We start from the raw sequence: 20,885 nt of genomic DNA on the forward strand, positions 1-20,885 counted from the left end.
GTGGGCAAGCCCAAGAAGCCACGTCCCGAGTCGCCTCCCGCTCTCGAGCCGGAGGCAACGACCGATGAGTCGCCCGGGATCTCTGAGGCGGGCCTCGCGGCCGAGGCGGCGCCCGCGGCTGAGGCGGCGCCCGCGGCTGAGGCGGCGCCCGCGGCTGAGGCGGCCGACGTCGACCACGCCGACGAGCCCGACACGGGCTCCGCCGGCAGGCCGGACGACTCAGACGTCGCCACACCGCCGGCGCCCGTGTTCGCCCCGGTGTCCGACAGGGGCCTCGGCGACGGCCCCCACGACGACCTCACGCCCCTGGACGCGCACGAGCAGGGCACGAGCCGCATCCCCGTGGACGGCAAGGCCGCGTGGGTGCGCCTGCTCAAGATGAGTCGCCCGCGTGGCACACGCGCCAACCTGCTGAGCGCCCTCCTCGCGATGCTGCTCGGGGCCGGTATCGCCGCGCAGGTGCAGCTGACCAACCAGCGCGGCCTCGACGAGCTGAGCCAGACCGACCTGGTGCGCGTCCTCGACGACATCTCCCTGCGCTCGTCTCGCCTCGACCAGCAGGTACGCGAGCTCGAGACGACCCGCGACCGGCTCAAGAGCGGCACGGGCACGGCGGGCGAGGCGCTCGAGCAGGCGCAGAAGCGGGTCGACACGCTCGGCATCCTCGCCGGGACGATCGGCGCCAGGGGCCCCGGCATCACGCTGCGCATCAGCGACCCGACCAACCAGGTCACCGGCCCGATCGTCCTCGACATCATCCAGGAGCTGCGCGACGCGGGCGCCGAGGCGATCGACGTCGGCGGGGTGCGCGTGGTGGCCTCGTCCTTCGTCGGCGACCGCGACGGAGAGATCCTCATCGACGGCACCCAGGTCAGCCGGCCCCTGGTCATCACGGTCATCGGCGACTCGAAGACCCTGTCGTCGGCCATGACGATCCCCGGCGGCATCGTCGAGTCGGTCCGCCAGAAGGGCGCCACCGCGACCATCACCGAGTCGAGCCTCGTCGAGATCAGATCTCTGCACCGGCCGACCGAGATGACGCACGCCAAGCCGGTCGAGTGACCCCTCGCGGATGCCGCGTCCACGCCGACGCCACGCGGTGGGGACCGGTGCCTGCATGCGTGGCACGGGCATGGCATCCTCTCAGGTGCCGGCGCAGCGTTGCCGGCGCCGGCACCGCGCAGCCACTGCGGCCGCCTCGGCCTCGACAGCCACGACATGAGCCGACCACCGACGAAGGAGCGACATGAGCGACCTGGACTACCCCTCCGACCTGCGCTACACCAGCGACCACGAGTGGGTCCGCGTCGGCGACGACGGCGTGGTCCGCATCGGCATCACGTCGTTCGCCCAGGACGCGCTCGGCGACGTCGTCTACGTGTCGCTGCCGTCGGTGGGCGACACCGTGGCTGCGGGGGAGTCGTGTGGTGAGGTCGAGTCGACGAAGTCGGTCAGCGACGTGTACGCCCCGCTCGACGGTGAGGTGACGGCCACCAACGCCGCGCTCGACGCGTCTCCCGAGCTGATCAACTCCGACCCCTACGGCGAAGGCTGGATGTTCGAGCTGCGCCTGGCCGACGCCTCGTCGGTCGAGGGGCTCATGGATGCCTCGACCTACACCGCGTCGCTGTCCTGACACCTGTCGTACCCCTCGCCTGATCCGGTCCGATGCCGACCCGGCCGGGTCAACTAGAGTTGGATGAACCCGAATCCGCCCCCGCAAAAGAGGAGGACCGCATGTCGAGCGACCTGCCCGACCCCGACGACATGAACGTCGAACCCCGCACCATGCGGTTCCAAGGCGTCCCGTCGCAGGACAGCGACCACGTCGAGACCATCGACCCTCGTGGGCTCACGGCCGAGGACCAGGCGACCATCGAGGCGCTTCGGCCGGGCACGGCGCTGCTCGTGGTGCTCCGCGGCCCCAACACAGGCGCCCGGTTCCTGCTCGACGACCAGGAGGTGGCGGCCGGTCGCCACCCCGACTCCGACATCTTCCTGGACGACGTGACGGTGTCGCGCAAGCACGCGATGTTCATCGCCCGCGGCGGGGGCTATGTCGTGCGTGACTCGGGCTCGCTCAACGGCACGTACGTCAACCGGGCGCGGATCGACGAGGCCCCACTGCACCAGGGTGACGAGGTCCAGATCGGCAAGTTCCGCCTCGTCTACTACTCGGCCGGAGCCGCGCACCACGCACCCGCATGACCGGACGCACGACCGGAGCCGAGGGCGCGTCCCCGGCTCCGCCGCGCCTGACCATCGGCAAGGTGCTGGCGTCACTGTCCGCGGAGTTCCCCGACGTCAGCGCGTCCAAGATCCGATTCCTCGAGGCTGAGGGACTCGTCACGCCGCACCGCACCGCTTCCGGCTACCGCACCTACACCGACGACGACGTCCGCCGGCTGCGCTACATCCTTGCTGCGCAACGAGACCGGTACTGGCCGCTGAAGGTGATCCGCGACGCGCTCGACGCGCTCGATCGTGGCCTGACCGATCCGGGCGACGACGCTGACGGCCGACCGCGCCCGCCGACGCCCCACGTCGACCCCGAGGTGCCGGCGGCGCACGAGCTCCTCGGGCACCACGACGTCTCGCTGACGGGTCCCGAGCTGCGCGAGGCGACCGGCATCGACCGCGACACGATGCACGCGCTCGAGACGTACGGCCTGCTCCAGCCGGACGCCCGAGGCCACTTCGGGCACGAGGCGCTGGCCATCGCTGCGTCGGCGCACGCCTTGGCGGGGCACGGGCTCGAGCCCCGGCACCTGCGCCCGTTCCGGACCGCCGCGGACCGCGAGATCGGCCTCGTCGAGCAGGTGCTCGCGACACGCCGGGGGAGCGGGACCCGCGAGGAGCGCACCGCCGAGATCGCCTCTGCCTGCATCGCCCTGCACGTCGCGCTCGTCCGCGCCGGACTCGCGCGCTGACGGCCCGCGAGTCGCGCGGAGGGCGGGGTACGGTGGAGGTGTGAGAGAGGTCGATGTCCTGGGTGTCCGTGTCGAGATGCCCACGAACCAGCCGATCGTCCTGCTGCGGGAGCGCGACGGCGGACGCTACCTGCCGATCTGGATCGGCGCGGCCGAGGCCGCCGCGATCACCTATGCACAGCAGGGCGTCGTCCCGCCGAGGCCACTGACCCACGACCTGATGCGCGACCTGCTCACGGTCCTGGGCCACGAGCTGACCGAGGTGCGCATCGTCGCCCTCAAGGACCAGGTGTTCCACGCGGCGCTCATCATCGACGGCAAGGCCGAGGTGAGCTCGCGGGCCAGCGACGCCATCGCGCTCGCACTGCGCACGGGGGCCAAGGTGCTCGTCGAGCCGGCCATTCTCGACGAGGCCGCGATCGTCGTCTCCTCGGAGGAGGACGACGAGGTCGAACGGTTCAAGGAGTTCCTCGACCACGTGTCCGCAGAGGACTTCGAGGGCCCCGCGCCGGAGGGCGAGCCGGGCGACCGCCCGGACCTGCCCGACCGGCCCGACTGAGCTCGGGGTGGCGGAGCGGCCGGTCGGACCGGTCGTTACCCTGACCTTCCAGTACAACGTGAAGGTCTGACGGATGGTACCGACACGCCCTCTCGCAGGGGCCTCGGTGATTGACCGGACGGGGGACGCGGCCTACCGTCAGGAGAACGACGTGAGTGTAGTTATCTGCATGTCGTCTGCGCGCACGCACCACAGCGGCCCGCAGCCCGAGCAGGAGGAGGACGGCATGGCCGCCATCGAGGACGCCCGCGACGCCGGTCGCACCCTGCCCGTCGGGTCCCAGGGACTGCTGTTCACCGACGACCTGCCCGAGCTGGCCGAGGACACCGGCTACCGGGGACCGACCGCCTGCAAGGCGGCCGGCATCACCTACCGCCAGCTCGACTACTGGGCGCGCACCGGGCTGGTCGAGCCCTCGGTCCGCAGCGCCACCGGTTCGGGCACCCAGCGCCTCTACGGCTTCCGCGACATCCTCGTGCTCAAGGTGGTCAAGCGCCTCCTCGACACGGGCGTCTCCCTCCAGCAGATCCGCGTCGCCATCAGCCACCTCCGTGAGCGCGGCGTGGAGGACCTCGCCCAGATCACGCTCATGAGCGACGGCGCCTCGGTCTACGAGTGCACGTCCGCCGACGAGGTCATCGACCTCGTCCAGGGCGGCCAGGGCGTCTTCGGCATCGCGGTCGGCCGCGTCTGGCGCGAGGTCGAGGGTGAGCTCGCGCAGCTGCCGAGCGAGCGCGCCGATGACGACGCACCCGCGGAGCACCCCGGCGACGAGCTCACCGCGCGCCGCCAGGCTCGCCGCATGGCCTGAGCACCTGCGCCGGCATCGTCCAACGGCCCGACCGGAGTCTCCGGGCGGGCCGCTCGCGTGACCGCAGGGCTCCCACCGGCTGGTAGATTTGGCCCTGCCGATCGACCCTGCGTGGGAGAGTCCTCGGGGTGCGCAGCACCTGCGAGGCGCCGAAGGGGCAACATCCCCGGAACCTCTCAGGCGCCAGGACCATGCGGGCGAGGCAACTCTGAAGGCACCGTGCGGTGCTCGACAGACGGGGAGCGTGTGTCGTCCGCTCGAACCCGCCAGGAGCCCGCATGTCGATCGACCAGCTCGTGCCCGTCACCACCGGAACGTCCACCGAGACGGTGATGGCCGACTTCGTGAGCCGCCACGTCGGCCCCGCCGGCGATGACGTGCGACGCATGCTCGAGGTCGTCGGCCAGCCGAGCCTCGACGCGATGTGCGACCGCGCCATCCCGGGCACCATCCGCTCCGAGGCCCCGCTGCGGGTCGAGGCCGCCGCGAGCGAGAGCGCCGTCATCGACGAGCTGCGGGCGTTCGCCTCCCGCAACACCGTGCTCACCTCGCTCATCGGCCTCGGCTACTACGGCACGGTGACGCCGCCGGTCGTGCGCCGCAACGTCCTCGAGAACCCTGCCTGGTACACCGCGTACACGCCGTACCAGCCGGAGATCTCCCAGGGCCGCCTCGAGGCGCTCCTCAACTTCCAGACCGTCGTCACCGACCTCACCGGCCTCGACGTCGCGGGATCGTCACTGCTCGACGAGTCGACCGCCGCGGCCGAGGCGATGTCGCTCATGCGCCGCGCCAGCCGGGCGGCCGCCGACGCCGTCGTCCTCGTCGACGAGCGGCTCTTTCCGCAGACGATCGCCGTGATGCGCACCCGCGCCGAGGCGCTCGGCCTACGCGTCGTCGTCGCGGACCTGCGGGCCGTCCACGACACCGACTCGCTGGCCGCCGCCGCGGGTGGCAGGGACGTCGTCGGTGCCATGGTCCAGTACCCCGACGCCACCGGAGAGATCGTCGACTGGACGCCGCTCACCGCCGCCGTGCACGAGTCGAAGGGCCTCGTCACGGCGTGCGCCGACCTGCTCGCCCTGACCCTCGCCAGCGCTCCGGGTGAGTGGGGCGCCGACATCGCGGTCGGCAGCGCGCAGCGTTTCGGGGTGCCGATGGGCTTCGGGGGCCCGCACGCGGGCTACATGGCCGTCCACCGTGGGCTCGAGCGCCAGATCCCCGGCCGCCTCGTCGGGGTGTCCGTCGACGCCGAGGGTCACCAGGCGTACCGCCTCGCCCTCCAGACTCGCGAGCAGCACATCCGCCGCGAGAAGGCCACGTCCAACATCTGCACGGCCCAGGTCCTCCTCGCGGTCATGGCGAGCATGTATGCCGTGTGGCACGGTCCCGCGGGCCTGGTCGGCATCGCCCGCCGGGTGAGCGGCCTGACGGCACGCCTGCGCGAGGCTCTCATCGCCGGTGGCCTCGACGTCGAGACGGCTGCGTTCTTCGACACGCTGACCGTCGTCGTGCCGGGCCGCGCGGGCGAGGTGACGAGCCAGTTCGCCGAGGGCGGCATCAACGTGTGGCACGTGGACGCCGACCGCGTCTCCCTGAGCCTCGACGAGACCTCCACTGCCGCAACGCTGCTCGCGGTGCTCGACGCGTTCGGTGTGAGTGCGTCCGACGACCTGAAGGACACCTCGGGCACGACCCTCGGAACCGGCATCCCGGCGGGGCTGCAGCGCACGTCCGAGTTCCTCACCCACCCGGTCTTCCACTCGCACCACTCGGAGACGGCGATGCTGCGCTACCTGCGCCGCCTGTCCGACCGCGACTTCGCGCTCGACCGCGGCATGATCCCGCTCGGCTCGTGCACGATGAAGCTCAACGCGACGACCGAGATGGAGGCCGTCACGTGGCCAGAGTTCGCCAACCTCCACCCGTTCGCCCCGGCTGAGCAGACGGAGGGCATCAGGGCCCTCATCGACGACCTGTCCGGCTGGCTGTGCGAGATCACGGGCTACGACGCCGTGTCGCTGCAGCCCAACGCCGGCTCGCAGGGCGAGTTCGCCGGGCTGCTGGCGATCCACGCGTACCACCAGGCTCGTGGCGAGGGCCACCGCCGCGTCTGCCTCATCCCGGCGAGCGCCCACGGCACCAACGCGGCCTCGGCCGTCATGGCCGGGCTCAAGGTCGTCGTCGTCAAGACCGCCGCGGGCGGCACCGTCGACATGGACGACCTGCACGAGAAGGTCGAGGCGCACCGCGACGACCTCGCCGCGATCATGGTGACCTACCCGTCGACGCACGGGGTCTACGAGGACACCATCACCGAGCTGTGCGAGCTCGTGCACGACGCGGGCGGCCAGGTGTACGTCGACGGCGCCAACCTCAACGCCCTCGTCGGCCTCGCCCAGCCGGGCAAGTTCGGCGCCGACGTCAGCCACCTCAACCTGCACAAGACGTTCTGCATCCCGCACGGTGGCGGTGGTCCCGGCGTCGGCCCGGTCGCGGTCCGCGCCCACCTCGCACCGCACCTGCCCAACCACCCGCTGGCCCCGGAGGCCGGTCCGGAGTCGGGCGTCGGCCCGGTCTCGGCCGCGCCCTACGGCTCCGCGAGCATCCTGCCGATCTCGTGGGCGTACGTCCGCCTCATGGGCGGCGAGGGCCTGCGCCATGCCACGCAGGTGGCGGTCCTGGGCGCGAACTACGTCGCGGCCCGGCTGCGCGAGCACTACCCGGTCCTCTACTCCGGCCACGACGGGCTCGTCGCCCACGAGTGCATCCTCGACGTCCGCCAGATCACGGCCGAGACGGGCGTGACGGTCGACGACATCGCCAAGCGGCTCGTCGACTACGGGTTCCACGCGCCGACGATGAGCTTCCCGGTCGCCGGCACGCTCATGGTCGAGCCGACCGAGTCGGAGAACCTCTACGAGCTCGACCGCTTCTGCGACGCGATGATCGCGATCCGCGGGGAGATCGAGGCCATCCGCGCCGGTGAGGTGACCGTGGGCGACAGCATGCTGCGCCACGCGCCGCACACGGCCCTCAACATCGCCGGCGAGTGGGACCACCCGTACGCCCGTACCGAGGCCGCCTTCCCGGTCGGCGTGAACGCCGCCGACAAGTACTGGCCGCCGGTCAGCCGCATCGACGGAGCGTACGGCGACCGCAACCTCGTGTGCTCGTGCCCGCCGCCGGAGGCGTTCGAGGGCTGATCACTGCCCGCGCGCCTCTCGCGCCGGGCCCCTGAGTGTGGTTGTCTCGGCTCGTGGGAGCCGACGTCGAACAGGCCAGGTACACACGAGAGCAGCGGCAGCAGTACCGCGAGAAGGTCCGCCGCGACCTCGACGTGTTCGAACGCATGCTGGGCAAGAGCGAGTTCGAGTTCGACCGGCCCATGACTGGGCTCGAGATCGAGCTCAACCTCGTCAACGAGGACCTCAGTCCGAAGCTCGACAACAAGACGGTGCTCGAGCAGATCGCCGACGAGGACTACCAGACCGAGCTGGCGCGCTACAACATCGAGCTGAACGTGCATCCCCGGCCGCTGCCGGGCGACTCGGCGATCGAGCTCGAGGGGCTGCTGCGCGAGTCGCTCAACCGGGCGTCCGAGAAGGCGGCCGAGCTGCACACCGGCATCGTCGCCATCGGCATCCTGCCGACGGTCATGCCGGAGCACTTCGAGGGCGACTGGATCAGCGAGAACATCCGCTACGCCGCGCTCAACAACGCCGTGCTCGACGCGCGCGGCGAGGACGTGTGGCTCGAGCTCGAGGGACCCACGGGGGAGCGGATCGCCCGCTACTCGGACAGCCTGGCCCCCGAGTCGGCGTGCACGTCGATCCAGCTTCACCTGCAGGTGCAGCCCGAGCGCTTCGCCGACCACTGGAACGCCGCCCAGGTCCTCGCCGGCCCGCAGCTCGCCCTCGGGGCCAACTCACCGTTCTTCCTGGGCCAGCGCCTCTGGGCCGAGACCCGCATCCCGCTCTTCACCCAGGCCACCGACACCCGCTCCGTCGAGCTGAAGAACCAGGGCGTGCGCCCGCGGGTCTGGTTCGGCGAGCGGTGGATCACCTCGATCTTCGACCTCTTCGAGGAGAACGTCCGCTACTTCCCGGCGCTGCTGCCCGAGCTCTACGACGAGGAGCCCGAGGACGTCTTCGAGCGCGGTGACGTGCCCGAGCTCAAGGAGCTGCGGCTCCACAACGGCACCGTCTACCGCTGGAACCGTCCCATCTACGACATCGTCGAGGGCCGCCCGCACCTGCGCGTCGAGAACCGCGTCCTGCCGGCGGGGCCGAGCATCGCCGACGTCATGGCCAACGCCGCCTTCTACTACGGCACGATGCGCGTGCTCGCGGAGGAGGACCGGCCCGTCTGGACCCGGATGAGCTTCTCGGCTGCCGAGTCGAACTTCGAGGAGGGCGCCCGCCTCGGCATCGACGCCCGCACCTACTGGCCCGGCTTCGGCGAGGTGCCGGCCACCGAGCTCGTGCTGCGTCGCCTGCTCCCGATGGCGCACGAGGGCCTGGAGCGGTGGGGGGTGTCCGCAGCCGTGCGCGACCGGTTCCTCTCGATCATCGAGCAGCGTTGCATCCTCGGCGTCAACGGCGCCTCGTGGCAGTCCGAGTGCGTCACCCGGCTCGAGGCACAGGGCCTGACCCGTGACAAGGCGCTCCGTGAGATGCTCGCCCGCTACATCGAGGGCATGATGGCCAACGAGCCCGTGCACACCTGGGAGCTGCCCCGCGACTGACGCGGGCTCACCTGTGCCACAACGCAGCCCGCGTATGCCGTGTTGCCGGCCACACGGCATACGCGGTCTCGCGGGTTCAGTCGGCGAGCAGCCGCCAGGGTGACAGGTTGTACATGCCGATGCAGCGCGTCGAGCGGTGGTGCGTGAGCACGCTCATCGAGCCCGCGTCGAGGATGAGGTTCTGCCCGAACCTGGGGTCCAGCCCGAGGTAGGTCGCCGTGAGGACCCGCAGTGCGTGCCCGTGGCCGAAGAGTGCGACGTCGCCGTGCTCGAGGTCGGGCCAGACCTTGTCGATGACCTGCTGTGCGCGAGCCGAGACGTCCTCGACGGACTCGCCGGGGGTGACGCCCGGCTTGACGCCGTCGACGAAGACCTCCCAGGGATGGCCGAGCTCGGCGCTGATCTGCTTCGTCGTGATGCCCTCGTAGGCGCCGTAGTCCCACTCGCGCAGCAACGGCTCCACCTCGAAGTCGCCCAAGCCCGCGAGCTCTGCCGTGCGTCTCGCCCGCTGCAGCGGTGAGACGAGCACCCGCTCGAAGCGGTGCTTGCGCAGCACGTCGGCGAGCTCGCGCGCGGCGGCTTCACCCTGAGGCAGCAGTGGCAGGTCGGTGGTTCCGGTGTGCTGGCCCGACAGGGACCACTCGGTCTCGCCGTGCCGGAAGAGGTAGATGTTGCCGGGGAAGATGCCGTCGGGGGAGGCCATGGCCGTCAATCTATCGGCGTCGGTCGGGGTGGGCTCCGTGCCACGGACGGGCGCCCTCCGGCAGACTCGGGGCATGGACCTGCCCTTCCACCTCGTCAACGTCTTCTCGATCCCCGGCGAGCCCTTCTCGGGCAACCCGCTGTGCGTCTTCCCCGACGCGACGGGGATGCCCGACGAGGAGATGCTCGCCTGGGCCCGCCAGTTCAACCTCAGCGAGTCGACGTTCGTCACGGCGCGCCACGACGAGGACGGCGAGGCGCACGTGCGGATCTTCACGCCCGGGCACGAGATGCCGTTCGCGGGCCACCCCACGCTCGGCACGGCGGAGGTGCTCGCCGGTCTCGGCGGCGAGCTCGACTCCGTCCACCTGACGATGCCGGCGGGGCGCATCCCCGTCGTGCGCATCGGCGACGGCTGGCGCCTCGAGGCCAGGCCGGCCACGGTGCGTGAGGTCACCGCGAGCGGCGCCGATCTCGCGGCCGCGCTCGGCCTCCGCCGGACGCTCGTCGTGCGCTCGGACGCCGCCTGGGTGGACGCCGGTGTCGAGCAGCTGCTCGTCCGGCTCGACAACGTCGACGCCGTCCGGGCCTGCGCACCGGACGGGCAGCTCATGGCGCAGCACATGACCGCCCCGGGGCGCCCGCCGCACGTGTACGCGTGGGCCTGGACCGGCCCCAAGACCATCGAGGCGCGCCTCTTCTACACGGAGGGCCAGTCGGTCCTCGAGGACCCGGCGACGGGTTCGGCGTGCGCCAACCTCGGCGGCTGGCTCGTCGCACAGGGAACCCGCGACGTGTCGGTCGTCGTCAGCCAGGGCGCGGCCGTCGGACGGCCGTCGCGACTTCGGCTCGACATCGACGGGGCGGGCGCGGTGCACGTCGGTGGCCGCGTGGACGTCGTCGGCCGGGGCACCTGCTCGCTGGTGCGCGGCTGACGTGCCGACCTGGATCGGGTTCCTGCGCGCCGTCAACGTCGGTAAGCGGCAGGTGAAGATGCAGGTCCTGCGCGAGCTGCTCGAGGCCGAGGGCTACGAGGACGTCGAGACACACATCCAGAGCGGCAACCTCAAGGTGCGGTCCGGCACGCGCAGTGCCGCGAACGTCGAGAACGACCTGCGTCGTGCCATCAGTGCCGAGTTCGGCTTCGACGTGCCCGTCGTCGTGCGCACGCCGGCGCAGCTGCGGAAGCTCGCCGACGAGGCCGAGGCCCTCGAGTCACCCATCGCGAAGGATGCCGGTCGCTACGTCACGTTCATGACGGGCGACCTCGACCCCGCGGGCGTCGAGGCACTCCACGCGTGGGACGCCGCGACCGAGGGTGCCCGGGTCGTGGGCAACGACGTCGTGCTGTTCCTCGCGGCGGGCGTGCAGGGCGCCAAGCTCACCAACGCCCGCATCGAGAAGCTCACCGGTGCGGTCGGGACGGCACGCAACATCGCCGTGGTGCGGGCGCTCGCCGACAAGTGGGGCGGCTGACGGCATACGCCGGGAGGCCGGGCGCCCGGCAGCTGGTGCAGGCGAGGGTCAGAGCCGGGCGCGGCGGACGAGCTCGAAGCAGACGACGGCTGCTGCTGCGGAGACGTTGAGCGACTCGACGCCGGCCGCCATCGGGATGGACACCCACGTGTCGACGAGGTCAGCGACCTCCGGTGTGAGGCCGGCCGTCTCGCTGCCGAGGACGAAGGCCACCGGCTCGGGCAGGTGGGCGCTGAAGAGGTCGTCGTCGCCGCCGGCGTCGAGGCCGACGACGTGGAAGCCGTGCGCCTTGAGGTCGGCGACGGCCTGGTGGGCCGTGAACGCCTTGAGAATGGGCGCGCGGAAGGCCACCCCCGCGGACGCCTTGACGACGAGGGGGTCGAGCGACGCGACTCCCTTGCGCGGCACGACGATGCCGTCGATCCCGGCTGCGGTGGCCGACCGGAGGATCATCCCCACGTTGGCGGGGGTGGTGACGCCGTCGAGCACGAGGACGGTGGACAGGCCGCCCACCCCGGTCCCCGAGAGTGCCGCGTCGAGCGCACGCATCCGGGGCGCGACGACGTCGGCGAAGACGCCCTGGTCCTGCCGGCCGTTGCCGGCGAGCTTCTTGACCCGCTCCGCGCTCGTGAACTGCACGTCGACGCGGCGGCGGCGGGCCGCCTGCTGGATCTCGCGCAGCCCGCTGCCGCGAGCGCCCTCGGCGATGACGACCTTGTCGACATGGAGCTCCTCGTCGAGGAGCACCTCGTGGACGGGGTTGCGGCCGTAGACCGTGATGAAGCGGTCCTTCGGGGAAGGTCCTGCGGGGGGCGAGGTCTCCGGCGTCACCGCGACAGGATCCCACAGCGGCGGTGACACGCCCGACGGCCCGGGAATGGGAGAGTGGGTCCCGGCGTTCGGTATGATTGAAACATCAATCACTGAGGAGTTGGGACACATGCAGTTCGGGATCTTCACCGTCGGCGACGTCACGACCGACCCCACCACGGGCCGGACGCCGACCGAGCACGAGCGCATCAAGGCCACGATCGCGATCGCGAAGAAGGCCGAGGAGGTCGGCCTCGACGTCTTCGCCACCGGTGAGCACCACAACCCGCCGTTCGCCGCGCCGGCCAGCCCGCCCGTCCTGCTCGCCCACCTCGCCGCGGTCACCGAGCGGCTCGTGCTCTCGACGTCGACGACGCTCATCACGACGAACGACCCCGTCCGCCTCGCCCAGGACTACGCGTACCTGCAGCACGTCAGCAACGGCCGCATGGACCTCATGCTGGGCCGCGGCAACACGGGTCCGGTCTACCCGTGGTTCGGCAAGGACATCCGGGACGGCATCCCGCTCGCCATCGAGAACTACGCGCTGCTGCACCGCCTGTGGCGCGAGGACGTCGTCGACTGGCAGGGGAAGTACCGCACCCCGCTCCAGGGCTTCACATCGACCCCCCGTCCGCTCGACGGGCTCGCGCCGTTCGTCTGGCACGGCTCGATCCGCAGCCCCGAGATCGCCGAGCAGGCGGCCTACTACGGCGACGGCTTCTTCTCCAACCACATCTTCTGGCCGGCCAGCCACACCAAGCAGATGGTCCAGCTCTACCGTCGCCGCTTCGAGCACTACGGGCACGGGGGCGCCGACCAGGCCATCGTCGGCCTCGGCGGCCAGGTCTTCATGCGCAGGAACAGCCAGGACGCCGTCCGCGAGTTCCGGCCCTACTTCGACAGCGCCCCGGTCTACGGGCACGGTCCCTCGCTCGAGGAGTTCTCGAGCCAGACGCCGCTCACGGTCGGCAGCCCGCAGGAGGTCATCGAGCGCACGCTCGGGTTCCGCGACTACGTCGGCGACTACCAGCGCCAGCTGTGGCTCCTCGACCACGCCGGGCTGCCGCTCAAGACCGTCCTCGAGCAGCTCGACCTCCTCGGCGAGGAGGTCGTGCCGGTCCTTCGCAAGGAGTTCGCCGCCCTCAAGCCGGCGCACGTCCCGGACGCCCCGACCCACGCGAGCCGTCTCGCGGCAGCGGGAGGCGCGCACGACGCCACCGTCCACGGCGTCGACGACGTGACCGGCGCCTCGCCGGAGCCCATCGACACCGCGAGCAGCACCAGCACCCTGGAGGTGACCGCGTGACCACGATCCACCTCGCCGTCATCACCGCCGGCGTCACCCAGCCGTCCTCGACGCGCCTGCTCGCCGACCGCCTCACCGAGGCGACCGTTCGCGCCCTCGCCCCGAGTGAGGTCGTCGTCGAGGTCATCGACGTGCGCGACGTCGCGCACGACCTCACGAACAACGTCCTCACGGGCTTCGCGTCTCCGGAGCTGCAGGTGCGCCTCGATGCCATCGTCGAGGCCGACGCCGTGGTGGTCGCGACCCCCGTCTACGCGGCGTCGTACAGCGGGCTGTTCAAGATGCTCGTCGACGTGCTTCCCCAGGACGCCCTGCGCGACACCCCGGTGCTGCTGGGCGCGACGGGCGGCACGGCCCGGCACTCGCTCGCCATCGACCATGCGCTGCGCCCGCTCTTCGCGCACCTCGGTGCGCTCGTCGCCCCCGTCGCGGTGTTCGCGGCCAGCGAGGACTGGGGCAGCGTGGACGCGGGCCGGCTCGGTGAGCGGATCGAGCGCGCCGGCACGTCCTTCGCGGCCCTGGTCGCAGGGCACCCGCGGGAGCAGCGGGTCGACCCGTTCGAGGACGTCACGCCCTTCGAGGCCCTGCTCGCGGGCGTGCACCGCTGAGGCTCCTCCCGGTGCGCCCAGGTGCGCACCGGGACGCCGGGCGGTGGAGCACCCGGCACGCGTGACAGGCAGACTCGGGTCATGACCACCCACGGTCCCGGACCGTCACTCGCCCGGCGCCTCACCACGCCCGACGCCGTCATCCTCGGCGTCGGGTCGATGGTGGGCGCCGGGCTCTTCAGCGCGTTCGCACCGGCCGCACGTTCCGCAGGCGGCTGGCTGCTGGCCGCGCTCGGTGTGGCTGCCGTCGTCGCCTTCTGCAACGCCGCCTCCTCGGCGCAGCTCGCGGCCCAGTACCCGACGTCCGGGGGCACCTACGTCTACGGGCGGGAGCGGCTCGGCCCCTGGTGGGGCTTCGTCGCGGGCTGGGGCTTCGTCATCGGCAAGACCGCCAGCTGTGCCGCGATGGCGCTCGTCGTGGCCGCGTACCTCGTCCCGCAGCCGTGGCAGAAGCCCGTCGGGGTCGCCGTCGTCGCGGCGCTCGCGGCGGTCAACTATCGGGGCATCACGCGTACGGCCCGGCTCACCCGGATCATCGTGGCCTCCGTCCTCGCGGCCCTGGCGGTCGTCCTCGTCGCCGTCTGGGTGCTGGGTCTCGACCCAGGCGCCGGGCCGTCGCCGACGGCGGAGATGGTGACACAGGTGGGGGCCGGGGGAGTGCTGCAGGGCGCCGCGATCCTCTTCTTCGCCTTCGCCGGCTATGCGCGCATCGCCACCCTCGGGGAGGAGGTCGTCGACCCGGCCCGGACCATCCCGCGCGCGGTCCTCGGAGCCTTCGCGATCGTCCTGCCCCTGTATGCCGTCACGGCCGTCGTGCTGGTGCGCGCCCTGGGCACGGAGGGCCTGGCCGCCAGCACGGCTCCGCTGCGAGACGCGGCTGCCACCGTGCCCTCTGCCGGGTGGCTGACGGTGGTCGTCGGCGCCGCGGCCGCAGCAGCCACCCTCGGTGCACTCCTGGCGCTCATCGCCGGCGTCGGTCGCACCGCCCTCGCGATGGCGCGCGAGGGCGACCTCCCGCGGCCGCTGGCGGCCGTCCAGGAGCGGTATGCCGTCCCGCACGTCGCCGAGGTCGTCCTCGCGGTCCTCGTGTGCCTGCTCGTCGTGCTGACCGACCTGCGTGGTGCGATCGGCTTCTCGTCGTTCGGGGTGCTCACCTACTACGCCGTCGCCAACGCGTCGGCGCTCACGCAGGACCCTGCCCATCGCCGCTACCCGCGGGTCGTCGCCGTCGCCGGTCTCCTCGGCTGTGTGGTCCTCGCGCTCGCGGTGCCGGCCACCTCGCTCCTGGCCGGACTCGTGGTCCTGGCCGTGGGACTGCTGGGGCGCGCGGTCGTGCAGCACCGTCGCGGCTGACCCAGCTCCGGGTGCCACGCGGACCGCTCAGCCGAGGTCGAGGCGGTCCACGACCAGGTCGGCGATGGCGAGCGAGGCGGTCGCGGCGGGTGAGGGTGCGTTGCGGATGCAGAGCACGGCGCCCACGCGGCTGAACCGGAAGTCCTCGACGAGCGAGCCGTCGGGGTCCATCGCCTGGGCCCGCACGCCCGCGCCCGAGGGAAGCACGTCCGCGGCCTTGATCGCCGGCACGTAGCGACGGGCGCGCTCGACGAAGGCGTGGCGGCTCAGCGAGCCGACCACCTCGTGCACGCCCGTGCGCAGGTTCGCGCGTGCGAACCGCCGCAACCCCGGCGACGCAGCGAGGGCGAGCACGGTCGACGGGTCGACGTCGCGCCACCGGTAGCCTTCCCGGGCTGTCGCGAGGACGGCGTTGGGCCCAAGGAGCACGTCGCCGCCCACGCGCCTCGTCAGGTGCACGCCGAGGAACGGGTACCGGGGGTCGGGCACCGGGTAGACGAGTCCTCGCACGAGGTGCGTCGCCGCGGGGGCGAGGCGGTGGTACTCCCCGCGGAAGGGCACGATGCGCGGGTCCGGTCCGTCACCGGCGAGCACGGCCAGCCGGTCGGCGTGCAGCCCTCCCGCGACGACGACCCGGTCGGCCTCGACCCGACGACCGTCCGTGCCACGGACCTCCACGCGGCCCGAGCGCTGGTCGAGCGCGCTCACCTCGAACCCGGTCAGCACCTCGGCACCGCCGTCACGAGCGTCGTCGAGCATCGCCGCCGCCACCGCCGCGAAGTCCGTGATGGCGGTCGTTGGCGAGTGCAGCGCAGCACGCCCGACGACGTGCGGCTCGACCTCACGCAGGGCGACCGCGTCGAGCCAGCGCAGGCCGGGCACGCCGTTCGCGACGGCACGCGCCTCGATGTCGCGCAGGCGGGCCTCCTCGACCGTGTCGAGGGCGACGACGAGCTTGCCCACCTCCTCGTACGGCAGAGCCCGCTCACGACAGTACGCGCGCAGGCGTCGCACGCCCTCGCGAGACAGGGTCGCCTTCGCCGACCCCGGGGCGTAGTAGAGGCCGGCGTGCACGACGCCGCTGTTGCGCGCCGTCTGGTGCGTGGCCGGGGCCGCCTCCTTCTCGACGAGCGTCACGTCCGGGCGGTGACCGTGGAGGGTCAGGCTGCGGGCGACGGCCGAGCCCACGATCCCGCCGCCCACGACGACGACGTGCGGCCGGGTCACCCCGCTGCGGCAGCCGCGCGCTCCGCCGCCCGATCGGCCGCGTCGACGTCGGCACGGGTCGGCGCCAGGACGTGGGCGGCATACGGCTCGGGGTGCCGGCGCAGGTAGAGCTTGATGTAGGGGCACAGCGCGACGATGCCCCGGCCTGCGGTGACGGTCTCGTCGAGCGCGAACGCCGCGAGCCGTGCAGCGAGACCCTGGCCCTCGTACTCGGGGCGGACCTCGGTGTGGAAGAAGACGACCCGGTCCGGCCCTTGGCCATCGCCGGACGAATCACCTTGGACGAGTGCGTAGTTGGCGACTCCGATGACATGCCCGCCGTCACGTAGCTCGAAGCGGCCGCGCTCCGGGTTGTCTGCGACCTCGATCTGGACCTCGCCCGTCGTCTCCGTCATCGGCCCAGCATGACAGGGTGAGTGCATGGCGAAGTACTTCGACGTCCACCCGGTGGACCCCCAGCCCCGGGCGATCGGGCAGGCGGCCGAGATCCTGCGGACGGGTGGCCTGATCGCCTATCCGACCGACTCGTGCTTCGCGCTCGGCTGCTCGCTCGACAACCCCGAGGGCAAGGAGCGCATCCTGCGCATCCGGCAGCTCGACGACAAGCACCACTTCACGCTCGTCTGCTCGGACTTCGCCCAGCTCGGACAGTTCGTCCACCTCGACAACTCGGTGTTTCGCGCCATCAAGGCGGCGACCCCCGGGCCCTACACCTTCATCCTCCCCGCGACGAAGGAGGTGCCGCGGCGGCTGCTCCACGCGAAGAAGAAGACCGTCGGGGTGCGCATCCCCGAGCACCCCGTGGTGCACGGGCTGCTCCGCGCGATGGGCGAGCCGATCCTCTCGAGCACGCTGCTGCTGCCCGACGACGACGGGCCGATGACGGAGGGCTGGGAGATCAAGGACCGCCTGGACCACGTCGTCGACGCGGTCATCGACTCCGGCGAGTGTGGCCTCGAGCCGACCACCGTCGTCGACTGGTCCGAGGGCTACCCGGAGGTCGTCCGCGTCGGCGCCGGCGACCCGAGGCCGTTCGAGTGAGCGGGCCGAGGAGTGCGGCGTGCCCCTGTCGCGCAGGCGCCCGTTGCTGTTCAATCGGCCCATGAGCCAAGGCGCCCATGACGTCCGACCGACCACGGAGTCCGTGCACTCGCTGCTCGCCGGCCTCGAGCCCGCCGACCGCGAGACGCTCGAGCTGAGGCTGGAGCGATGGTCCGACGACCTCGTCGCGGCGCTCATGGTGCTCTATCCCGAGCGGGACGTCTCGGCCCTCGCGCTGCGGCTCGTCGAGTGTGCGGTCGCCGCCTATCGTGAGCGTGCGCCCGACCTGCGCCGCCTCGACCAGCAGCGGCTGCTGCGGCCGGACTGGCTCCAGCAGCCGGACATGTTCGGCTACGCCTGCTACACCGAACGTTTCGGCGACGACCTCGAGGGAATGCGGTCACGCATCGGTTACCTCCGCGAGCTCGGGGTCACCTACCTGCACCTCATGCCGCTGCTCGAGCCGCGCGAGGGCGACAACGACGGCGGCTACGCCGTGCAGGACTACCGCACCGTCAGGGCCGATCTCGGCGACGTCGACGACCTGCGTCGGCTCGCGAGGGATTTACGCGGACAAGGCATCTCGCTCGTCCTCGACCTCGTGCTCAACCACGTGGCGCGCGAGCACGAATGGGCCCGGAGGGCCAGGGCGGGGGAGTCGCACTACCGCGACTACTTCCACGTCTATCCCGACCGCGTCATGCCCGACGCCTACGAGCGCACCCTCCCGGAGGTCTTCCCCGACTTCGCGCCAGGGAACTTCACGTGGGACGACCAGCTCGACGGCTGGGTCTGGACGACGTTCAACGAGTGGCAGTGGGACGTCAACTGGGCCAATCCCGACGTGCTCGTCGAGTACGCCGACATCGTCCTCTACCTCGCGAACCTCGGCGTCGAGGTGCTCCGGCTCGACGCGATCGCGTTCACGTGGAAGCGGCTCGGCACGAACTGCCAGAACCAGCCAGAGGTGCACGCGGTGACGCAGGCGCTGCGCACCGTGGCCCGCATCGCGTGCCCCGCGCTGGCGTTCAAGGCCGAGGCCATCGTGGGGCCGCGGGACCTCGTGCAGTACCTCGGTCAGGGGCAGCACGCCGGCCGTGTCAGCGACATCGCGTACCACAACAGCCTCATGGTCCAGGTGTGGTCGATGCTGGCGACGGGCAGCACCGGCCTGGCCAAGCGGGCCTTCTCGGCGCTGCCGCCGACCCCTCAGAGCGGCACGTGGATCTGCTACGTGCGCTGCCACGACGACATCGGGTGGGCCATCGACGACGGTGATGCCGCGTCCGCCGGCCTCGACGGATACGCGCACCGGCGCTTCCTGTCGAACTGGTACGCCGGCGAGCATCCGGGCTCGTGGGCGCACGGGCTCGTCTTCCAGCACAACCCGGCGACGGGCGACAAGCGCATCAGCGGCACCACGGCGTCGCTGACGGGCCTGGCCGATGCCGAGGTGCGGCGCGACGAGGAGGCCATCGGCCAGGGCCTCGCCCGGCTCTTCCTCGGGCACGCCGTCGTCGCCGGCTGGGGCGGCATCCCGGTCGTCTGGAGCGGTGACGAGCTCGGCATGGCGAACGACCCCTTCTGGGCGCTGGAGCCGGGTCACGAGGACGACAACCGGTGGGCGCACCGCGAACGCCTCGACTGGGAGCGCGCGGCCCAACGCGACGACCTCGACACGACCGAGGGCAAGGTGTTCCAGGGCTTGCGCCATCTCGCGTCGGTGCGCGCTGGGCTGCCGCAGCTGCACGCGTCGGCCCAGACCAGGCTGCTCCTCGACACCGACGACGGTGTGCTCGCGCTCCTGCGCACCCATCCGAGCGGGTCGATGCTGTGCGTCTACAACGTCACGTCCTCGTGGCAGACCTTCCCGGTGCGCCACTTCGCCGACGCGGGCATCACGCACCCCTATGACGCCCTGGGCGGCTTTCCCGTCTTCGGTGGCGCCGACGGGCTGGCCGCCCTGAGCCCGTATGCCGCCTGGTGGCTCATCGAGGCGCCTTCCGACGTCCTGCATGCCTGACCTCACCACGACCGCACCTTGATAAAGGTTGTGCGATAACCTTAACCAAGGAGGTGGGCAGATGGTGACGACCTGGCCGGCGCTCGGGTCTCGGACGGTTCTGTGGCAGCCGATCGAAGGGCTCTTCGACCTGTCCCGGCGTGCCCTGCGGTCGACCCCCGCGACCTTCGACGCGGCGGTGGTCCCCCAGATCTCGCACGTCCAGCTCGTGCTGCCGGGTGACCTCGCCGCCGACCTCGACGAGGCCACGCGCATGCTGGCCGCCTTCGACGCCGGGGGAGCAGGCGAGATCGCCCCCTTCGCGTCCGTGCTGCTGCGGTCCGAGAGTGCGGCCAGCTCGCAGATCGAGAACCTCACCTCCTCGGCACGGGCCCTTGCGGAGGCCGAGATCGGGGAGGGCAACCGGGCCAACGCCGCCGTCATCCTCGGCAACGTGCGCACGATGCAGGCTGCCCTCGATCTCGCCGGTCGGCTCGACGAGGACGCCGTGCTGGCCATGCACCGGGCGCTCATGGCGCAGCAGTCCCAGCACCCGGCCGGGCAGTGGCGCGACCAGCAGGTCTGGGTCGGCGGGTCGCCGCTGCACCCCGGCGACGCGCAGTACGTGCCTCCCCTCGCGGTCGACGTGCCGGGGCTCATGGCCGATCTCGTGAGCTTCATGGACCGAGACGACCTGCCGCCGCTCGCGCACGCGGCCTTGGCGCACGCGCAGTTCGAGACGATCCACCCGTTCACCGACGGCAACGGCCGCACGGGTCGCGCCCTGCTCCACTCGGTCCTGCTCCACACGGGTGCGATCCGCAGGGTCACGGTGCCGATCTCGGCCGGCCTGCTCGCGATCCGCGACGACTACTTCGACGCGCTGACGGCCTACCGCGGGGGAGACGTGGAGCCGATCCTCAGGTGCGTCGCCGAGGCCGCGCGCAACGGCACCCACATCGGCGAGCGGCTCGTCGGGACGCTGCGTGCGGTCCGCGCCGACTGGGCCGAGCAGCTCTCGGCGCGGGCGGGGTCGGCCTCGTGGGCGATGCTCGACCTGCTGCTCCGCCAGCCCGTCGTCACGGCGCGAGTCGTCGTGCGTGAGCTCGGCGTCTCCGCCCCGACCGCGCAGTCAGCGCTCCAGCGGCTCGTCGACGACGGCATCCTGCTCGAGTCGACGGGTCACCGCCGCAACCGGGTGTACCGCGCCCCGGCGGTGCTTCGGGCCCTCGACGGGTACGCGGCTGGGCTCGGGCGCCGCGTGAGGTGACGAATTCCCTTGCAGCACAATGAACTTCGCCGGTAATCGA

Annotated in this window: 20 protein-coding genes and 1 riboswitch; of the genes, 16 read left to right on the forward strand and 4 right to left on the reverse strand. The window is 71.8% G+C overall.

The window, feature by feature from the left end; all coding sequences use genetic code 11:
* The 8 genes from ACFQU3_RS00475 to ACFQU3_RS00510 all read left to right on the forward strand — a co-directional run bounded on the left by ACFQU3_RS00475 (window position 1) and on the right by ACFQU3_RS00510 (window position 9,047).
* Window positions 1-1,062 carry a DUF881 domain-containing protein gene (locus ACFQU3_RS00475; protein ID WP_385904860.1) on the forward strand — a complete coding sequence of 354 codons (1,062 nt, stop codon included), beginning with the start codon at window positions 1-3 and terminating at the stop codon, window positions 1,060-1,062.
* 184 nt (window positions 1,063-1,246) lie between these two features.
* The gene (gene gcvH / locus ACFQU3_RS00480) at window positions 1,247-1,636 is read left to right on the forward strand and encodes a glycine cleavage system protein GcvH (RefSeq protein ID WP_385904863.1); all 390 of its coding nucleotides are present in this window, start codon (window positions 1,247-1,249) and stop codon (window positions 1,634-1,636) included.
* 101 nt (window positions 1,637-1,737) lie between these two features.
* Window positions 1,738-2,208 (forward strand): FHA domain-containing protein, encoded by a 471-nt coding sequence (locus ACFQU3_RS00485; protein ID WP_385904866.1) that lies wholly within the window; start codon window positions 1,738-1,740, stop codon window positions 2,206-2,208.
* A complete protein-coding gene (locus ACFQU3_RS00490; RefSeq protein WP_385904869.1) occupies window positions 2,205-2,930 on the forward strand; it encodes a MerR family transcriptional regulator in 726 nt (241 codons plus the stop codon). Before ACFQU3_RS00485 ends, ACFQU3_RS00490 begins: the two co-directional genes overlap by 4 nt.
* A 40-nt stretch (window positions 2,931-2,970) precedes the next feature.
* Complete coding sequence (locus ACFQU3_RS00495; RefSeq protein ID WP_385904872.1) at window positions 2,971-3,489, forward strand: bifunctional nuclease family protein; 519 nt, start codon at window positions 2,971-2,973, stop codon at window positions 3,487-3,489.
* A gap of 226 nt (window positions 3,490-3,715) precedes the next feature.
* Window positions 3,716-4,300 (forward strand): MerR family transcriptional regulator, encoded by a 585-nt coding sequence (locus ACFQU3_RS00500; protein ID WP_385905372.1) that lies wholly within the window; start codon window positions 3,716-3,718, stop codon window positions 4,298-4,300.
* Between the two features lie 102 nt (window positions 4,301-4,402).
* Window positions 4,403-4,502: riboswitch (glycine riboswitch) on the forward strand.
* Between the two features lie 76 nt (window positions 4,503-4,578).
* A complete protein-coding gene (gcvP, locus tag ACFQU3_RS00505) occupies window positions 4,579-7,506 on the forward strand; it encodes an aminomethyl-transferring glycine dehydrogenase (protein ID WP_385904875.1) in 2,928 nt (975 codons plus the stop codon).
* Between the two features lie 53 nt (window positions 7,507-7,559).
* The gene (locus ACFQU3_RS00510; RefSeq protein WP_385904878.1) at window positions 7,560-9,047 is read left to right on the forward strand and encodes a glutamate--cysteine ligase; all 1,488 of its coding nucleotides are present in this window, start codon (window positions 7,560-7,562) and stop codon (window positions 9,045-9,047) included.
* A gap of 76 nt (window positions 9,048-9,123) precedes the next feature.
* Here the strand turns inward: ACFQU3_RS00510 and ACFQU3_RS00515 are convergent, their stop codons facing one another.
* On the reverse strand, window positions 9,124-9,750 hold the full coding sequence (locus tag ACFQU3_RS00515; RefSeq protein WP_385904881.1) for a histidine phosphatase family protein: 627 nt from the start codon (window positions 9,748-9,750) through the stop codon (window positions 9,124-9,126).
* A gap of 73 nt (window positions 9,751-9,823) precedes the next feature.
* Here ACFQU3_RS00515 and ACFQU3_RS00520 point away from each other — a divergent pair, with 73 nt between their 5' ends.
* Entirely contained in the window at window positions 9,824-10,684 is an 861-nt protein-coding gene (locus tag ACFQU3_RS00520; protein ID WP_385904884.1) for a PhzF family phenazine biosynthesis protein, read from the forward strand.
* A gap of 1 nt (window position 10,685) precedes the next feature.
* Complete coding sequence (locus ACFQU3_RS00525) at window positions 10,686-11,225, forward strand: DUF1697 domain-containing protein (protein WP_385904886.1); 540 nt, start codon at window positions 10,686-10,688, stop codon at window positions 11,223-11,225.
* A 48-nt stretch (window positions 11,226-11,273) separates the two neighbouring features.
* On the opposite strand, the gene ACFQU3_RS00530 is transcribed toward ACFQU3_RS00525, so the two are convergent.
* Window positions 11,274-12,056: a TrmH family RNA methyltransferase gene (locus ACFQU3_RS00530; protein ID WP_385904889.1), complete on the reverse strand. Its 783-nt coding sequence runs from the start codon at window positions 12,054-12,056 to the stop codon at window positions 11,274-11,276.
* Window positions 12,057-12,165: 109 nt separating this feature from the next.
* On the opposite strand from ACFQU3_RS00530, the gene ACFQU3_RS00535 reads away from it, so the two are divergent.
* From ACFQU3_RS00535 to ACFQU3_RS00545, 3 genes are all read left to right on the forward strand, one after another.
* Complete coding sequence (locus tag ACFQU3_RS00535) at window positions 12,166-13,344, forward strand: LLM class flavin-dependent oxidoreductase (RefSeq protein ID WP_385904892.1); 1,179 nt, start codon at window positions 12,166-12,168, stop codon at window positions 13,342-13,344.
* Window positions 13,341-13,952, forward strand: coding sequence for an FMN reductase (locus ACFQU3_RS00540; RefSeq protein ID WP_385904895.1), 612 nt, complete (start codon window positions 13,341-13,343; stop codon window positions 13,950-13,952). The genes ACFQU3_RS00535 and ACFQU3_RS00540 overlap by 4 nt, the downstream gene beginning before the upstream one ends.
* 81 nt (window positions 13,953-14,033) lie before the next feature.
* Window positions 14,034-15,305, forward strand: a complete 1,272-nt coding sequence (locus ACFQU3_RS00545) for an APC family permease (protein ID WP_385904898.1) — start codon at window positions 14,034-14,036, stop codon at window positions 15,303-15,305.
* A gap of 27 nt (window positions 15,306-15,332) precedes the next feature.
* On the opposite strand, the gene lhgO is transcribed toward ACFQU3_RS00545, so the two are convergent.
* Window positions 15,333-16,532, reverse strand: a complete 1,200-nt coding sequence (gene lhgO, locus ACFQU3_RS00550) for an L-2-hydroxyglutarate oxidase (protein WP_385904901.1) — start codon at window positions 16,530-16,532, stop codon at window positions 15,333-15,335.
* Window positions 16,529-16,927, reverse strand: coding sequence for a GNAT family N-acetyltransferase (locus ACFQU3_RS00555; RefSeq protein WP_385904904.1), 399 nt, complete (start codon window positions 16,925-16,927; stop codon window positions 16,529-16,531). Before ACFQU3_RS00555 ends, lhgO begins: the two co-directional genes overlap by 4 nt.
* 25 nt (window positions 16,928-16,952) lie before the next feature.
* On the opposite strand from ACFQU3_RS00555, the gene ACFQU3_RS00560 reads away from it, so the two are divergent.
* The 3 genes from ACFQU3_RS00560 (at window position 16,953) to ACFQU3_RS00570 (ending at window position 20,845) form a co-directional block, all read left to right on the forward strand.
* A complete protein-coding gene (locus ACFQU3_RS00560; protein WP_385904907.1) occupies window positions 16,953-17,573 on the forward strand; it encodes an L-threonylcarbamoyladenylate synthase in 621 nt (206 codons plus the stop codon).
* Between the two features lie 61 nt (window positions 17,574-17,634).
* Window positions 17,635-19,596: an amylosucrase gene (locus ACFQU3_RS00565; RefSeq protein ID WP_385904909.1), complete on the forward strand. Its 1,962-nt coding sequence runs from the start codon at window positions 17,635-17,637 to the stop codon at window positions 19,594-19,596.
* A 61-nt stretch (window positions 19,597-19,657) separates the two neighbouring features.
* Window positions 19,658-20,845, forward strand: coding sequence for a Fic family protein (locus ACFQU3_RS00570; protein WP_385904912.1), 1,188 nt, complete (start codon window positions 19,658-19,660; stop codon window positions 20,843-20,845).
* Window positions 20,846-20,885: the final 40 nt, after the last annotated feature.

It is taken from the genome of Terrabacter sp. GCM10028922 (assembly GCF_042666095.1).
Lineage (GTDB): Bacteria > Actinomycetota > Actinomycetes > Actinomycetales > Dermatophilaceae > Terrabacter.

What these genes read in the sequence shown, in the direction of transcription:
- ACFQU3_RS00515 (WP_385904881.1), bottom strand. Translation starts at nt 9,750, where the DNA reads ATGGCCTCCCCCGACGGCATCTTCCCCGGCAACATCTACCTCTTCCGG.
- ACFQU3_RS00545 (WP_385904898.1), top strand. Translation starts at nt 14,034, where the DNA reads ATGACCACCCACGGTCCCGGACCGTCACTCGCCCGGCGCCTCACCACG.
- ACFQU3_RS00490 (WP_385904869.1), top strand. Translation starts at nt 2,205, where the DNA reads ATGACCGGACGCACGACCGGAGCCGAGGGCGCGTCCCCGGCTCCGCCG.
- ACFQU3_RS00485 (WP_385904866.1), top strand. Translation starts at nt 1,738, where the DNA reads ATGTCGAGCGACCTGCCCGACCCCGACGACATGAACGTCGAACCCCGC.
- gcvH (WP_385904863.1), top strand. Translation starts at nt 1,247, where the DNA reads ATGAGCGACCTGGACTACCCCTCCGACCTGCGCTACACCAGCGACCAC.
- gcvP (WP_385904875.1), top strand. Translation starts at nt 4,579, where the DNA reads ATGTCGATCGACCAGCTCGTGCCCGTCACCACCGGAACGTCCACCGAG.
- ACFQU3_RS00500 (WP_385905372.1), top strand. Translation starts at nt 3,716, where the DNA reads ATGGCCGCCATCGAGGACGCCCGCGACGCCGGTCGCACCCTGCCCGTC.
- ACFQU3_RS00555 (WP_385904904.1), bottom strand. Translation starts at nt 16,927, where the DNA reads ATGACGGAGACGACGGGCGAGGTCCAGATCGAGGTCGCAGACAACCCG.
- ACFQU3_RS00560 (WP_385904907.1), top strand. Translation starts at nt 16,953, where the DNA reads ATGGCGAAGTACTTCGACGTCCACCCGGTGGACCCCCAGCCCCGGGCG.
- ACFQU3_RS00565 (WP_385904909.1), top strand. Translation starts at nt 17,635, where the DNA reads ATGAGCCAAGGCGCCCATGACGTCCGACCGACCACGGAGTCCGTGCAC.
- ACFQU3_RS00570 (WP_385904912.1), top strand. Translation starts at nt 19,658, where the DNA reads ATGGTGACGACCTGGCCGGCGCTCGGGTCTCGGACGGTTCTGTGGCAG.
- ACFQU3_RS00535 (WP_385904892.1), top strand. Translation starts at nt 12,166, where the DNA reads ATGCAGTTCGGGATCTTCACCGTCGGCGACGTCACGACCGACCCCACC.
- ACFQU3_RS00520 (WP_385904884.1), top strand. Translation starts at nt 9,824, where the DNA reads ATGGACCTGCCCTTCCACCTCGTCAACGTCTTCTCGATCCCCGGCGAG.